This window comes from Bacillus sp. FSL R9-9530 (assembly GCF_038008145.1).
Lineage (GTDB): Bacteria > Bacillota > Bacilli > Bacillales > Bacillaceae_G > Bacillus_A > Bacillus_A mycoides.
The window spans coordinates 3,366,703-3,381,557 of sequence record NZ_JBBOYO010000001.1 but is presented as its reverse complement, the minus strand read 5'-3'; the positions used below and the strand labels follow the sequence as shown (position 1 = coordinate 3,381,557).

The window sequence follows — 14,855 nt, the reverse complement described above, 5'->3', positions numbered from 1 at the left end:
TACATAAAGGAGGATTATTATGCAAAAAATATTTAACTGGGTTAAATGTATGAGTATCAATAAAAAATTAATCATTTCATTTTTTATTATTTTAACTATACCAGGACTTATTATCGGTGGTGTTTCATATCAAACTGCCAAAACAAATTTTGAACAACAAATTACAGGTAAAGCAAAGGAAAATATTTCAGTTTTAAATACTGTTATTTCTCAAAATATAGAAGAGAAATTTGTTGATGCGGCGTACTTTGCAGACATTTTAACAGAGGATACATATCCAAACGGACAAGAAGAAATAGTAAGAACGAAGTTAGCACAATATATAAAGCTTCATCCAGAAGTAGAAGGTATTTATATTGGAACGCAGACGGGGAAGTTTATAAGAGAACCATTTATTCAAATGTCTGATGGCTATAACCCAACAGATAGATCTTGGTATAAAGAAGCGCATGAAAATAAAGGAAAGGTAATTGTTACTGCACCATATCAATCAGCATCTACTAAAAATATGGTAGTGACAATTGCTAAAGAAGTAAAAGATGGTAAAGGTGTTATAGGAATTAACTTAAATTTAGATAACATCTTAAAAATTTCCAAAATGATTAACATTGGTGAAAAAGGTTATGCAGTTATTCTAGATCAAAATAAGCAAATTGTTAGTCATCCATCTAGAAAACCAGGTGCAAAAGTTACTGATCCGTGGATTAAACCAATTTATGAAGAAAAACAAGGAAATGTGTCTTATACAGAACAAGGTGATAAAAAGAATTTAATCTTTGCAACAAATGAGAAAACAGGATGGAAAGTAGTTGGAGTTATGTTCGACGAAGAAATTACCCAAGCTGCGAATCCAGTGTTTTATAAGACTTTGATTGTCATTGCTATCGCTATTGTATTTGGTAGTGTATTAATTTATTTCATTACAAAGTCTATTACAAGACCATTAAGAAAAATAGCTGACTCGGCACATAAAATTAGTAAGGGAGATTTGACAGAGAAAATTACAATCCATTCCAAGGATGATATAGGGAAATTAGGGAATTCATTTAATGAAATGTCTGCCTCTTTACAAGATGTGATTACTCAAATTAGTTTTTCAGCAGAACATGTCGCTGCATCGGCTGAAGAGTTAACAGCGAGCGTACAGCAAGCAAATGATGCGACAGATCAAATTACAATTGCAATGGAACAAGTATCAGGTGGGGCTGAATCACAAAGTCAAGGTGTTGAAGAAGGTGCGGCTACATTACAACAAGTAAATACAGCAATTCAAGATGTAACTGGAAGCGCAGAGTCAATTTCTATTTCCTCATTACATGCGCGAGAAAGAGCTGAAGAGGGAGAAGATTTAGTTGAACAAACCGCAAAACAAATGCAGTCTATTTCTAAATCGGTATCCGAGTCAGATGCTATTATTAAACTTCTTGATGAGAAATCAAAGCAGGTAGGAGCTATTTCTGAAGCAATTCAAAACATTGCTACTCAAACGAACTTATTAGCTTTAAATGCAGCTATTGAAGCGGCAAGAGCAGGTGAGCAGGGAAGAGGATTTGCTATTGTAGCTGATGAAGTTAGAAAATTAGCAGAGCAATCAGGAGAATCATCTGGAGAGATTGCAAATTTAATTGCAGAAATTAAGGCTGATATTGAACATACTGTTAAGGCAATGGGTAATGTGAGTGGGGAAGTTCAACAAGGCTTAGATGTTGTAACAAAAACGAAAGTAAGTTTTACAGAAATTTTAAGTTCTACTACTCATATTGTTTCTCAAGTTAATCAAATGGTAGAAACAACGAAGAGAATCGCTGGAGATGCAAATGAAGTGACAAACGCTATTGATGAAATTGCAGCGGCTGCAGAAGAAAATACAGCTAGTATGCAAAGTGTTGCAGCTTCAACAGAAGAACAAGTAAATTCGATGGAAGAAATTAGTTCGGCTTCGCAAAACTTAGCTGAGATGGCCGAAGAACTACAAGCAATGACTAGTAAATTTAAAGTATAATAACAGCAAATAAGTAAGGTGAAAATAATATCACCTTACTTATTTTTATATTCAGTAATTAGGGGAGTCATTAACGGGATGAAAAAAAGAAAAAGACTATGGAATTTATGGAAAACGATTACATTGTTAGTTTGTACAGTTGTAATTTTTTCTTTACTTGTTACAGATATATTAATTAGTCATAATGTAGAGCGGACAACGGAGGATAGCCAGGCAGAGAAAGCGAAAACAATTGCACATATTGTGGCGAATGATTCGATTGTAATTGATGGTTTGATTGGGAAAGCAGGTACTTCTGCAATTCAAATGTATACAAATAGAATATTAAAAAACACAGGTGTTCAATTTATTGTAGTTATGGACATGAATGGAATAAGAAAATCACATCCAGATCCTCAAAAAATAGGTCATCATTTTATTGGGGGAGATGAAGGGCCTGCATTGAAAGGAAAGGAACATGTATCGCTAGCAGAAGGAACTTTAGGTATTTCAATGCGAGTGTTTGTACCTATATTTTCTGAAACAGGTGAACAACTTGGCGCGGTGGCCGTTGGTATCTCGGCAGATAATGTAAAAGAGAGAGTTAAGGAAAGTAGACATATTATTTATATCGGTGTCGGAGTTGGAGTACTAGTCGGACTTATAGGAGCAATATTGCTAGCTAGACATATAAAGAAAAGTTTATTCGGTCTTGAGCCGCACAGGATAGCGAAAATTCTTGAAGAAAGAAATACGATGTTACAATCTGTAAAAGAAGGCATTATTGCTGTAGATAAAGAGGCGAGAGTAACGTTAATTAATAATGAAGCGAAACGGCTATTTAAAAAAAGTGGACTGGAAGAAGATTTTATTGGTAAAGATGTTGAGTTGTATATGCCAAATTCACGTATAAAAGAAGTGTTGCAAACAGGCGAGGTACAATTAAACGAAGAACAAAATATTTACGGAATTACGATTGTCACAAATCGTGTTCCTTTATATGTAAAAGGAGAAATAGTTGGCGCGATCGCAACATTTCGTGATAAAACAGAAATTAGAAAATTAGCAGAAGAACTAACTGGTATTAGGCTATATGCGGAAGCGTTACGGGCACAATCTCATGAATTTATGAATAAAATGCATGTCGTATTAGGGCTAACACATATGAAACAGTATGAAGAATTGCAGAAATATGTAAGTAGTATGGTATCAGAGCATCAATATGAAATTGGCGGGATTATGAAAAAAATTCAAAGCCCAGTATTTGCTGGATTTTTACTAGGTAAACTTAGTTATGCTAGAGAGAAAAATATAAAGTTAGTTATAAAAGAGGATTCTTACTTACCAGAAATATATGATGAACGTATCATTCATGAACTGATTACCATTGTCGGAAATTTAATTAATAATGCATTAGACGCAGTGACGAATTGTGAGAAGAAGCAGGTTGAAGTTGGAATACAATATGGGGATACATTAATAATTACAGTACAAGATACGGGGAAAGGCATACAAGAAGATAAAATTGATGCATTATTTATAAAAGGTTATTCTACAAAGGGTGATAATCGGGGGTATGGTTTGCATCTTGTAAAGGAAAGCATACAGCGAATAGATGGGGAGATTTATGTTCATTCATCGTTAGGAACCGGAACGACAATAACGATTGAAATACCTAAAAGTAGGGATGAGAGATAAGATGATCAAAGTTTTGATTGTAGAAGATGATCCGATGGTTGCGATGTTAAATAAGCATTATTTAGAGCAAGTGGGAGGGTTTGAACTTGTCCATGCAGTTAACTCAGTTAAAGAAGCGATAGAAGTGATAGAGAGGTCACGAGTAGACTTCATATTACTTGATATTTTTATGCCTGAGGAGACTGGATTTGAGCTTTTAATGTATATTCGAAATCAAGAAAAAGAAATTGATATTATGATGATTTCAGCTGTACATGATATGGGAAGTATTAAAAAAGCATTACAATATGGAGTTGTAGACTATCTAATTAAACCATTTACATTTGAACGCTTTAAGGAAGCATTAACGGTGTATCGAGAAAAATTTACTTTCATGAAAGAACAACAAAAAATTAGTCAATCGGAATTAGATTCGTTAATTTTACAAAAAGAAAAAAGAGAGTCCTTTGACTATAAAGAGCTTCCGAAAGGATTAACAAAGCAAACATTGCAATTAATTTGGAAGAAAATCGAATCACTTAATGGACAAGCATTTACAACTGATGAAATGGCACAATTAGTAGGGGTTTCGAGAGTTTCTATTCGAAAGTATGTAATGTTTTTGAATGAAATCGGAGTATTAGAGAATGAAATGGTGTATCAAAATGTGGGAAGACCGGTGAGTAAATTAAGGTGTATTGACCAAAATAAAATAGACTTTTACGTATAAGCGACTTATTATAGGTCGCTTATACTTTTTTTAATTACAAAAGTAGTTACAAAACTTACAAAAACTATTTTTACTATTGAAAGCGTTTTAATATTGTTATTAAGAAAACAAGGGGGTGCCATATGGGAATTCAAAAGAATGTGGAAGCGGTATCATTTTCTGAAGGCAATGAATTGAAAAGTGAATCTTTCGCTTCTAAAATTATGAACGTTAAAATCGGTGTTATACCTTTACCGTTATATGTAGTATTGGCTGCTATTATTTATGGAGCATCTGTATATAATAAATTACCAGCAGATATGATTGGTGGTTTTGCAGTTATTATGATTATGGGTATTTTCTTAGGTGATATTGGAATGAGAATTCCAATATTAAAAAATATCGGTGGTCCAGCAATTCTCTCATTATTTATTCCATCGTTACTTGTATTTTTTAACTGGATGAATCCAGCTTCAATGGAAGCTGCGACCATGTTAATGAAAAAATCGAACTTTTTATATTTATATATTTCTTGTTTAGTAGTTGGAAGTATTTTAGGAATGAACCGTAAAGTATTAGTACAAGGTTTCGTTCGTATGTTTATTCCTTTAGTAGTAGGGACGTTAGCTTCTGTAGCAGTAGGCTTATTAGTCGGTTCACTATTTGGATTTGAAATGAAGCAGACATTCTTCTTTATCATCGTACCAATTGTGAGTGGTGGTATCGGAGAAGGGATTTTACCATTGTCGCTAGCTTATAGTGATATTTTAAATGAATCATCAGCAACATTTGTATCACAGCTTATTCCGGCAGCTATTATTGGAAATATGTTTGCAATCGTGAGTGCAGGGTATATGAAGCGTTTAGGTGAGAAGAAACCGGAGCTTAGTGGGAATGGTGTATTAGTAAAAACAGACAATCAAGCAGATTTATTAAAGGAGCAAAATACAGAAAAACCAATTGATTTCTCATTAATGGGAGCAGGATTATTGATTGCATGTACATTCTTTATTTTCGGAGGATTCGCTTCTAAGTTTATCGGTATTCCAGGAGCAATCATTATGATTTTTTCAGCGGCAATTGTGAAGTACTTTAATCTAATGCCAGCAAAAATGGAGCAAGGAGCATTCCATTTATATAAATTCATTTCAAAGAATTTAACATGGCCATTAATGGTCGGTTTAGGATTGCTATATATTCCTTTAAAAGACGTAGCAGCAGTTCTTTCGGTAGGATATGTTGTTGTATGCGCATCGGTTGTTCTTACAATGGTAGCGTCAGGTTTTCTTGTAGGGAAAGTGATGAAAATGTATCCAGTTGAATCAGCGATTGTAACTGGATGTCATAGTGGTTTAGGTGGAACTGGAGATGTTGCTATTTTATCAGCTTCAAATCGTATGGAATTAATGCCGTTCGCACAAATTTCAACGCGTTTAGGCGGGGCAGCAATGGTCGTAACAGCGACAATTTTATTAAAAATGTTTTCATGATCAAACAAGCTAGCTATATTCATATAGCTAGCTTGTCAAATTAAGGGGAGATTATAAGTATGTTAGAAAAACAAATTAATGAAAGATCATTGTTATTGCATAAAGAATTAGTAGGGAAAATTGAAATTACAAGTAAAGTAGAAGTGAATACAGCGGACGATTTAAGTTTGACTTATACACCGGGGGTAGCAGAGTCTTGTAAAGCAATTGCGGCAGATGAGGAAACAGCCTATGACTATACAGCACGTGGTAATATGGTTGCAGTTGTTTCAGATGGAACTGCAGTACTTGGTTTAGGGAACATTGGACCGAAAGCAGCTATGCCTGTTATGGAAGGGAAAAGTATTTTATTTAAGAATTTTGCGAATGTAGATGCTTTCCCGCTATGTTTAGGTACGACTGATGTGGATGAAATCGTTACCCTTGTGAAAAATCTAGAGCCTACATTTGCAGGAATTAATTTAGAAGATATTGCAGCACCACGTTGCTTTGAAATTGAAAGACGATTAAAAGAAGAAACGAATATTCCTGTATTTCATGATGATCAGCATGGGACGGCTATTGTCGTTTTAGCAGCTGTTATTAATGCACTAAAAGTTGTAAGTAAACAAATGAATGATGTGAAAATTGTTATTAACGGTGCGGGCTCGGCAGGAATTGCAATTGGAAAATTGTTATTAAAAGCTGGTGCAAAGCACATTACGTTAGTTAGCTTAGAAGGTATTGTTTGTGAAGGTGAAACATGGATGAATGGAGCACAAATCGAAGTTTCAAAGAAGACAAATCGAGAATACGTACGTGGAACATTAAAGGAAGCAATTCATCAGGCTGATATTTTCATTGGTGTATCGGCGCCTAACGTATTAACGAAAGAACTTGTACAGACGATGAATGAGAAAGCGATTGTGTTTGCAATGGCGAATCCAATTCCAGAAATATTCCCAGAAGATGCATTAGAAGCTGGAGCTGCTGTAGTTGGAACTGGTCGTTCTGATTATTCAAATCAAGTAAATAATGTATTAGCGTTCCCTGGTATATTCCGTGGTGCATTAGACGTACGCGCGACTGATATTACAGAAGAGATGAAATTAGCAGCAGCATATGGGATCGCTAATATAATTACGGACGAAGAGCGTAATGCGAATTATGTAATTCCAAATCCATTAGATAAAAGAGTTGTTCCAAGTGTTGCAGAAGTAGTAGCGAAAGCAGCCATTGATTCAGGTGTGGCACAGATTACGAAAATGCCAAGTTATAAATAGTCAAAAGCAGCGCCTTAAAAAGGCACTGCTTTTTTTGAGATAAGAAATCAAAATAATGAAGAAGTGTAAATTTATTCAAGCCCCTTTCATTATTTATTTAACTCCATTGCAACTTGTTTACCATTTATTAAAACCTCAGTTACTGCTACGATCACTTCTATCATTTTTTTCATCTCTCATCTCTCCTCGCGTCATTTCTTACTTTAAGTATAAGAGAAGAGAGATAATCCACCTATCGAAGTACGTGACGTAGAAATTACATTGTTGTAAGGAAGTGTTTCAGTTTTGTCACTTTATTCGGCATTGATTACAAATTGATCATAATATCTTTCATTCACATATATGTTTAATACCCATAATCCAGATGAAGGTAGTGACATTACGAGAGGGAGTTCCTTTACGGTTGTATCGACTGTATTTGAAGTAGTCCAAGTTTGTTTGGAGGTTTCTTTTTGAAAGAGTACTGGTGTTGGAGTTGTAGTTCCTTGTTTTAACGCGATAATAGATAGTTTTCCAGTTGGCATTTCAGGATCCAGGAAGAACCACATTATTTCATTTTGCTCATTTACGATAATAGAGCTATCAGCCATTGCAATTTTTCTTTCAATGCCTTTTAACGGTATTTTTCCTTCTACGAATGATGGTGCTTCTTCCCAATTTACATCTTTTAAGACACTAAGGTGAAAAAAGGAAGGTGCGTTAATTTGAGAGGATGACGTTTCTATTACTTCTTTTTTAGGTGCTGTTGAATCGGGTTGCGATTGCGCGCAGCCAGTAATGAGGAAGGAGAAAAGTAGCATAGTTCCGATTTTTTTCATGGTGCCACACTCCTAATTTTTATTGTTAGTGTAATTGTATTTGCTAGAAGACGAGACAATTCCTTTAAATCATAAAAAGAGGTCGTAAGTTTTGTACGACCTCTTTTGACATTTTCTATCCCAATTGGTGAGGGCTAATAATCAGTGGGGGATGGAACCCCTCACTGATTAAAGTTTCACTTTATATTTGTTCAGTTGAAAAGGTTGGTTCTCTCTCTTTTTGAGGCATTGTTAAGAAAATAACAGAAAGGACGATACATACTCCGCCTAATAATTGATATGCTCCAAAAGATTCATTAAGCCAAGCGATTGAAACGATGGCAGCTACAAGTGGTTCAATGCTAGATAAAATACTTGTTTCTGTTGCTGCCAAATATTTAAGACTCCCGATATAAAGAAGGAAAGAAAGAGTGCCACTTATAATGATAAGAATAAGCATAGAAAAAGTTTGAAGTGTGAAAGTTTGCGAAATCTGATTCCATCCAAAAGAACGATTACAAATAAGCAGTGCAATCCCTCCAATTAACATCCCCCAGCCAATTACTATAGTTGTTCCGCATTCTTTAATAAGGGAAGCCGGATGAAGGGTATAAAACGCAAAACCAATCGCTGTTAATAGGCCGAAAGTAATAGCTGCTTTAGATAAAACAATATTTTCGATTGAGCCATTTGTAATAATAAAGTATGTTCCTGTTAGAGCAGTTATAATTGCGAGTATTTGCATAGAAGCAGGGAATTTCTTTTGCTCAAACGCAACGTAAATGGTAATAAGAACAGGGCCTAGAAATTGAAATAGCGTTGCCGTTACGGCATTACTAATATGAACTGTTTCGATAAAAGCGTACTGCGCACCAAGCATGCCAAGAATAGAGAAAATAATAAGCTGTATAGAATGTCTAGGGTGTCTCCAAATTTGAAATATGTTTTGTTTCTTTATTAGTAAGAAAGACAAAATAAATACTCCTGCAAGCAACAAGCGAATTGTTAAAAAATCAATTGATGATACGTTCGTATGTTGAAATAGCCATTGAATCATCGGTCCAGATAATCCCCATAATGTGGCTCCTGTAATAATCATAATGAGTCCGATACGTCTACTTTTGTTCATGATCATGCATCTCCTCTTTAGTATTTGATTTTTTATGTGTGACATGATAAAAGGAATTATATATAAAATCTGGTACTGTAAAAAGTATCAGATTTTAGTTTTATTAAGGGGTCAGATATTATGTTAGAATTAACGCCTAATTTAAATATGAATAGTAAGAAGGCATTGTATGTGCAGTTGTATGAGTATATAAAAAAAGAAATTAAAGATGGAACGATTCTATCTTTTACGAAATTACCGGCTAAGAGGAAGCTAGCAACATATTTACAAGTAAGTAAAAATACAGTAGAGGCGGCTTATGAGCAACTTCTTGCCGAAGGATATATTGAGTCGATTTCTAGAAAAGGTTATTTTGTATGTGAAATCGAGCAAATGATTCATGCGGAAGGTAGCGAAGAGGTAATAGAGGAAGTACCTTTTCAAGAGCAGGTGTATAAATTTGACTTCACTCAAACGGGTGTGGATACTAGTACTTTTCCGTTTCATGTATATCGAAAAATTACGAACGAGGTATGGCAATTTGAAAATAAAGATTTACTTTTTATTGGACATCCGCAAGGGGAGGTAAGTTTACGAGAAGCAATCGCGAGCTATTTGTATGAATCTAGAGGTGTGCGATGTTCGGCTAGTCAAATTGTAATCGGAGCTGGTACGCAAATATTAGTGAAGTTGTTATTTCAATTGTTAAAAGGAAGTGGTTATGCAGTTGAAAATCCAGGCTACCACCGGAAAATGGTTGTTTTTGAGCAAGGGGAACAAAATGTCCAAATGTTATCTTTAGATAAAGATGGTATTTGTATTTCAGAGTTAGAAAATAGTTCAGCTAATATTGTGTTTGTTACACCTTCTCATCAGTTTCCATATGGGATGATTATGCCTATCACGAGAAGGATGCAGCTTTTACAATGGGCGAAGAAAGAAGAAGGTAGGTATATTGTTGAAGATGATTACGATAGTGAATTTCGTTATTCGGGAAAACCTATACCGGCACTGCAAGGGTTAGATACAGACGGGAAAGTTATTTATATGGGGACGCTCTCTAAAGCGCTATTGCCATCATTACGGATGAGTTATATGGTGTTGCCAAAATCCCTTATTAAGCAGTATCAAGAGCAATATTTATTTTACACACAAAGCGTTTCAAGAATGGATCAAGAGATCATTAGGAAATTTTTAAATGACGGGCATTGGGAAAAACATATTCATAAAATGCGTGTTGTGTACCGAAAGAAGAGAGACCGTCTTGTTTCGGTATTAGAAAAATATTTTTCTAATCGCATTGAAGTAATAGGGGAAGATTCCGGCCTACATATTTTATTAAAAGTGCATAATGGGATGGAAGAGAAAGAATTAATGGAAGCTGCAGCTGAAAGGAGTATTAAAGTGTATCCTGCTTCGATATATTATAAGGAAGGGACTTCTCCCAAAAGTACAGTATTGCTTGGATTTGCGACTTTATTAGAGGAAGAAATTGAAGAGGCCATTCAATTATTATATACAGCATGGTTTACAAGAAAGTAAAAAAACATCCTCATAAATGGAGGATGTTTTTTTATTATTTTTCTTCATCTAGGAAAAGAACCATATGCTCTTCATCCCAATATTGTCCGTTATATTTTAATGAACGTTCTTGCACGCCAAATGTTTTAAAGCCTAATGACTCATAAAGTTTTTTTGCACCATCGTTTCCGACAACAACATCAAGCATAACTTGCTCTACTTCTAAAGATTTAGCAAGCTCAAGACATTCTTTAATAAGTGCTTTTCCCGCTCCAAGTCCGCGTGCTTTTGGAGACACGTATACTGAACCGATTTTTGCTTTATGTTCTTGTTTTACATATGGTTTCGTTTCCAGTGTTGCAACTCCGATTAAAGTGCCATCTTTAAATGCACCTAGTGTATAGTTCTCATCTTGTGCTAATTTTTGGGCTTTATATTCAATAGCACACTCTTTATTAATAATATCTTCATAAGAAGAGCTGAAAGCTTCCGGATTTTGTTTTAATCCTTCTACTCGAAGTTCTAAGTAAATTTCTGCTTCGTCTTTTGTTAATACATGGATATCCAATTGTATCACCCTCCAAATCTTTGACAGTTATACCTATATTTTATATTGAAATAAGAATAATTTCAAAAGCTTAGCTTATAATAGTTGGTTTTATAAATAAAATAGCACCAGTAGTGTTGACTACTACTGGTGATTTCACGCATATATTATACAAATGGTAATTCAATTATAAATTCTGTTCCGACTTCTAATTCGCTTTTAACTTCAATAGAACCATTATGAAGTTCTACAATTTCTTTTGCAACAGCCAGTCCGATACCTTTTCCACCTGTAGCTCGTGTTCTGGATTTATCGACACGGTAAAAGCGATCAAAAACATGTGGGATATCTTCTTTTGGAATACCTTCACCTTCATCTTGTACACTTATTGTAAAAGTATTCGCACTGGTTAGTACACGTATTATTATAGAAGTGTTTTCTGGTGAATGTTGATAAGCATTGTGTAATAAATTTAACATAACTTGTTCCATACGTCTTTCGTCTATGCAAACTTCTAAATCATCTTTGCAATGTACATGGAGTTGCATTTGTTTGTTTGTTAATGTTGTTTTTGTTTTTTCAACCATTCGTTCTAAAAATGGTTTAAGAATTACTTTTTGTTTTTTTATAACAAACTGGTGTTGCTCTAATTGTACAAGCATAAATAAATCTTGTACGAGATCGGTTACACTATCCGTTTCGTCTTCAATGATTTGTAGGTATTCTTCACGTTCTTCTTTCGTTAGAGAATCTCTTTTTGCTACCTTTGCATAACCTTTCATATACGTTAATGGAGTTAGTAATTCATGCGCTACACTAGCGAGAAATTCGTTTCGTTCTTTTTTCATATACGTAAGTTCACTAGATAAATCTTCAATCGTTTTTGCTAAGCTTCCAAGTTCATCATTTCGTTTAATTCCTAATTGAATCGGCTTATTTAATTTTGACATTTTTTCTGTCGCCCGCTTCATTTTTATAAGCGGTTCTGTAATAACACGAGAAAAAACAAAGACAGAAATAGTAGTTAAAATAATTGTCAAAACACTAATGATAAGAAATTGATTCATGAGTTTAAGTAACATATTTTCTAAGAAAGATGTCTTTAATAACATATATAACTTACCTTGAAATCCTTGAATTTCCAGCGGGCTTACTGTTGAGATGAATTTTGATTTTTTCCAGTTTTTTTCAACGATTAATCCACCTTCTGGGATAGTCTCAGTTTTACAAGTAAGTTGTTTTTGCATTTCTTTCGTTACGGGTTCTGAGGTAGAAATAATTTTGCCGTTATTGTCTGTTATAATGATAGCTATATCAGAGTTAGCAATTAATTCTGATTCAACTAAGTGTTCAGCCTCAGTGTTGATATCAAACTCGGGGTACACAGCACGTTTAGGTCGTTTACTGTGTTCAGCGCTTTCTGTGAGTTGCCTTTCTTTAGAATATGCACCCCACTTCGCGCGGTTTTTAATCATTTTACTATAGCGATTTCCTTTCTCTAAAAGAGCAAGAGTTTCCTCTTCAATGCGTATGTTTGAAAGGTTCTTATAAAAAGATACGAAGGCAATTGTTTCAATACATAAAGCTAATATTAAAAAGTATGTCCCAACTTTAAGGGAAAGTTTGCTCATTTTCTCACCATACCTTATTTTATATAGAGTGAAACTTTAATCAGTGGGGATTTATCCATCCCCACTGATTAAAGTAATTATTCACTTTTCCATTTATATCCGACTTTATAGACGGTTTCTAAGTAATCTTCAACTGGAAATTCTTTTTTGCGTAATTTATCACGGATATTACGAATATGTGAATCGATAGTTCTGTATTCGATGTCTGTTTGATAGCCCCAAATTTTTTCAATTAAATCATCACGGCTGTAAGCACGGTTTGTATTTTGTAAAAAGAGTCCAAGTAACGAGAATTCAATAGGAGTTAGTGAGATTCTTTCACCATAAACTGTAACAGTATGTTTCGTTTTATCCCACTCAATACCATTGAAGCTAACAAAGCCATCTTTCTTCGTACGGCGTAATATAGCCTCGATTCGCGCGACTAATACATGCTCATCGAATGGTTTTGTAATGTAGTCATCTGCTCCCATAGTCAGACCTTTGACCATATCATAATTTTGGTTGCGAGCTGTTAGCATAATAATTGGAACGTTGGAAATTTGACGGATTTGATAGCAAGTATCCCACCCATCCATATTCGGCATCATAACATCTAATAAAATAATATCGAAGTCCTTTTGTTCGATTAATTCTAGCGCTTCAAGGCCAGAAGTAGCTTTCATACAAAAATAGCCACGAGGGCTTAAGAACAGATCTAACAATCGTAACATACGTTCTTCATCGTCTACTAATAAAATTTTCACCATAATCTTGTGCACCCCAAACTATTCATTCTACTTGTATAGTTTACATGAAAATAATAAAAAACTCTTTTTATGTGATTGAATGGATGGCTGATTTTTTCAATCAGGGCAATTGACATAAAAAATGCACTAGTTTTGCACAACTATTTTTTATAATAGAAAACGTAGCGACACAAATACCCTATGTTGCGACATAACGTCATGTCATTTTATTTATAAAATGACAATTCCATTCTATTGTGTATGTGAGATAGAGAGGGTTTTCGTATTCACCTCGCATCGGATAAGAAAAATTTCCTATCTCACACTTTTTTTAATATAAAGGGGATTGTACACATGAGTAAAAAAGTAGAACGTTTACAAAAAGAAAAGCAAGATCGTAATGCGATTGTAATGTGTGTTGCGGTATCTATGCTTATTATGATAAGTTGTGTAAATAAATTTTTCGGGATTTTATAATAGAAAAAAAGCTTATTGCTTCTTAAGAAGCAATAAGCTTTTTTAATGTGTTCTATATAATAAACCAGGGTAGAATTGCCAGTCCAGAAGTTACAATTGCTGTAGCAAATATTAAAAAGATAGCTTGTTTTTTTTGTTTCATGTTACATTCTCCTCTACATATCAATTGCATGCTATACGTTCATTTAATAATTAGCGGGAGACGGATCCTCCTCGCTGAGTGAAGTTTCACTTTATATTTTTAGTATAACGAATGGAAAGGATTGGAACGATCGATAAAGGTGACATGAAGATTACATTGTTGTAATGAAAAAAGCATCTTAATTAATAAGAAGATGCTTTTGAAAAATTATATTAAAATGTTAATTATTTAAGAATAAAACCATATGCTCTTCGTCCCAATATTGGCCATTATGTTTTAAGGAACGTTCTTGCACACCGTAAGTTTGGAAGCCGAGGGACTCATATAATTTTTTTGCAGCAGTGTTATCAGCGACAACATCAAGCATAAGCTGTTCTACATGTAATTTATCGGCATTTTCAATAATCGCTTTAATTAAAGCTCGTCCTGCACCGAGGCCACGCGCTTTTGGAGAAACAAAAACTGAGCCGATTTTTGCCTTATGCTCTTGCTTAATAAATGGCTTTGTTTCTAGAGTAGCAATACCGATTAAATCATTATCTTTGAAGACACCTAGAGTATACTTATCCGGATTGCTTAATCGCTTTGCCATAGCAGCGACAGGGTTTTCCTGTTTAAGAACATCTTCATAAGAAGAGCTAAAAGCCTCAGGGTTTTTCATTAAACCTTCCATACACACTTTCAAATAAATTTCTGCATCCTCTGTTGTTAATAAGCGAATTTCCATAGTTGTAACCTCCTAGATTGATTCAAATTTAATTCATTAACTTTGTAAGATTAAGTTT

The 14,855-nt window shown here is 34.4% G+C and carries 13 protein-coding genes and 1 pseudogene; 8 read left to right on the top strand and 6 right to left on the bottom strand.

All coding sequences use genetic code 11. The features are described 5' to 3' along the window. Nucleotides 1-19 precede the first annotated feature (19 nt). From MKX66_RS30875 to MKX66_RS16945, 6 genes and pseudogenes are all read left to right on the top strand, one after another. Nucleotides 20-1,063 (top strand): annotated as a pseudogene (locus MKX66_RS30875) (HAMP domain-containing protein); the annotation flags it as partial. Continuing rightward, nucleotides 1,055-2,002, top strand: coding sequence for a methyl-accepting chemotaxis protein (locus tag MKX66_RS30870; protein ID WP_433736617.1), 948 nt, complete (start codon nucleotides 1,055-1,057; stop codon nucleotides 2,000-2,002). The pseudogene MKX66_RS30875 and the gene MKX66_RS30870, both read left to right, overlap by 9 nt. A 78-nt stretch (nucleotides 2,003-2,080) precedes the next feature. Continuing rightward, complete coding sequence (locus MKX66_RS16960; RefSeq protein WP_341086781.1) at nucleotides 2,081-3,679, top strand: sensor histidine kinase; 1,599 nt, start codon at nucleotides 2,081-2,083, stop codon at nucleotides 3,677-3,679. Nucleotide 3,680: 1 nt separating this feature from the next. Next, a complete protein-coding gene (locus MKX66_RS16955) occupies nucleotides 3,681-4,388 on the top strand; it encodes a response regulator (RefSeq protein WP_341086780.1) in 708 nt (235 codons plus the stop codon). Nucleotides 4,389-4,510: 122 nt separating this feature from the next. Beyond that, nucleotides 4,511-5,857: a 2-hydroxycarboxylate transporter family protein gene (locus MKX66_RS16950; RefSeq protein WP_002029691.1), complete on the top strand. Its 1,347-nt coding sequence runs from the start codon at nucleotides 4,511-4,513 to the stop codon at nucleotides 5,855-5,857. A gap of 59 nt (nucleotides 5,858-5,916) precedes the next feature. Continuing rightward, nucleotides 5,917-7,119, top strand: coding sequence for an NAD(P)-dependent malic enzyme (locus MKX66_RS16945; protein ID WP_002029693.1), 1,203 nt, complete (start codon nucleotides 5,917-5,919; stop codon nucleotides 7,117-7,119). Nucleotides 7,120-7,412: 293 nt separating this feature from the next. Here MKX66_RS16945 and MKX66_RS16940 read toward each other — a convergent pair whose 3' ends face one another. Continuing rightward, a complete protein-coding gene (locus MKX66_RS16940; RefSeq protein WP_341086776.1) occupies nucleotides 7,413-7,937 on the bottom strand; it encodes a DUF4871 domain-containing protein in 525 nt (174 codons plus the stop codon). Between the two features lie 181 nt (nucleotides 7,938-8,118). Beyond that, nucleotides 8,119-9,045, bottom strand: coding sequence for a DMT family transporter (locus tag MKX66_RS16935; protein WP_002140321.1), 927 nt, complete (start codon nucleotides 9,043-9,045; stop codon nucleotides 8,119-8,121). A gap of 120 nt (nucleotides 9,046-9,165) precedes the next feature. Here MKX66_RS16935 and pdxR point away from each other — a divergent pair, with 120 nt between their 5' ends. Further along, nucleotides 9,166-10,566 carry a MocR-like pyridoxine biosynthesis transcription factor PdxR gene (gene pdxR / locus MKX66_RS16930; protein ID WP_341086774.1) on the top strand — a complete coding sequence of 467 codons (1,401 nt, stop codon included), beginning with the start codon at nucleotides 9,166-9,168 and terminating at the stop codon, nucleotides 10,564-10,566. A gap of 34 nt (nucleotides 10,567-10,600) precedes the next feature. On the opposite strand, the gene MKX66_RS16925 is transcribed toward pdxR, so the two are convergent. The 3 genes from MKX66_RS16925 to MKX66_RS16915 all read right to left on the bottom strand — a co-directional run bounded on the left by MKX66_RS16925 (nucleotide 10,601) and on the right by MKX66_RS16915 (nucleotide 13,472). Beyond that, nucleotides 10,601-11,113, bottom strand: a complete 513-nt coding sequence (locus MKX66_RS16925) for a GNAT family N-acetyltransferase (RefSeq protein WP_002029700.1) — start codon at nucleotides 11,111-11,113, stop codon at nucleotides 10,601-10,603. A gap of 146 nt (nucleotides 11,114-11,259) precedes the next feature. Further along, nucleotides 11,260-12,723 carry a sensor histidine kinase gene (locus tag MKX66_RS16920; RefSeq protein WP_002188251.1) on the bottom strand — a complete coding sequence of 488 codons (1,464 nt, stop codon included), beginning with the start codon at nucleotides 12,721-12,723 and terminating at the stop codon, nucleotides 11,260-11,262. Between the two features lie 77 nt (nucleotides 12,724-12,800). Further along, nucleotides 12,801-13,472 (bottom strand): response regulator transcription factor, encoded by a 672-nt coding sequence (locus MKX66_RS16915; RefSeq protein WP_002010439.1) that lies wholly within the window; start codon nucleotides 13,470-13,472, stop codon nucleotides 12,801-12,803. Nucleotides 13,473-13,805: 333 nt separating this feature from the next. Between MKX66_RS16915 and MKX66_RS16910 the strand changes: the two genes are divergently transcribed. Then, entirely contained in the window at nucleotides 13,806-13,928 is a 123-nt protein-coding gene (locus tag MKX66_RS16910) for a hypothetical protein (protein ID WP_002029704.1), read from the top strand. Between the two features lie 362 nt (nucleotides 13,929-14,290). On the opposite strand, the gene MKX66_RS16905 is transcribed toward MKX66_RS16910, so the two are convergent. Continuing rightward, complete coding sequence (locus tag MKX66_RS16905) at nucleotides 14,291-14,797, bottom strand: GNAT family N-acetyltransferase (protein ID WP_002010444.1); 507 nt, start codon at nucleotides 14,795-14,797, stop codon at nucleotides 14,291-14,293. Nucleotides 14,798-14,855 lie beyond the last annotated feature (58 nt).

Excerpts from the sequence above, each read along its gene's own strand:
- MKX66_RS30870 (WP_433736617.1), top strand. The coding sequence starts at position 1,055 with ATGTCTGCCTCTTTACAAGATGTGATTACTCAAATTAGTTTTTCAGCA.
- MKX66_RS16960 (WP_341086781.1), top strand. The coding sequence starts at position 2,081 with ATGAAAAAAAGAAAAAGACTATGGAATTTATGGAAAACGATTACATTG.
- MKX66_RS16955 (WP_341086780.1), top strand. The coding sequence starts at position 3,681 with ATGATCAAAGTTTTGATTGTAGAAGATGATCCGATGGTTGCGATGTTA.
- MKX66_RS16950 (WP_002029691.1), top strand. The coding sequence starts at position 4,511 with ATGGGAATTCAAAAGAATGTGGAAGCGGTATCATTTTCTGAAGGCAAT.
- MKX66_RS16945 (WP_002029693.1), top strand. The coding sequence starts at position 5,917 with ATGTTAGAAAAACAAATTAATGAAAGATCATTGTTATTGCATAAAGAA.
- MKX66_RS16940 (WP_341086776.1), bottom strand. The coding sequence starts at position 7,937 with ATGAAAAAAATCGGAACTATGCTACTTTTCTCCTTCCTCATTACTGGC.
- MKX66_RS16935 (WP_002140321.1), bottom strand. The coding sequence starts at position 9,045 with ATGAACAAAAGTAGACGTATCGGACTCATTATGATTATTACAGGAGCC.
- pdxR (WP_341086774.1), top strand. The coding sequence starts at position 9,166 with ATGTTAGAATTAACGCCTAATTTAAATATGAATAGTAAGAAGGCATTG.
- MKX66_RS16920 (WP_002188251.1), bottom strand. The coding sequence starts at position 12,723 with ATGAGCAAACTTTCCCTTAAAGTTGGGACATACTTTTTAATATTAGCT.
- MKX66_RS16915 (WP_002010439.1), bottom strand. The coding sequence starts at position 13,472 with ATGGTGAAAATTTTATTAGTAGACGATGAAGAACGTATGTTACGATTG.
- MKX66_RS16910 (WP_002029704.1), top strand. The coding sequence starts at position 13,806 with ATGAGTAAAAAAGTAGAACGTTTACAAAAAGAAAAGCAAGATCGTAAT.
- MKX66_RS16905 (WP_002010444.1), bottom strand. The coding sequence starts at position 14,797 with ATGGAAATTCGCTTATTAACAACAGAGGATGCAGAAATTTATTTGAAA.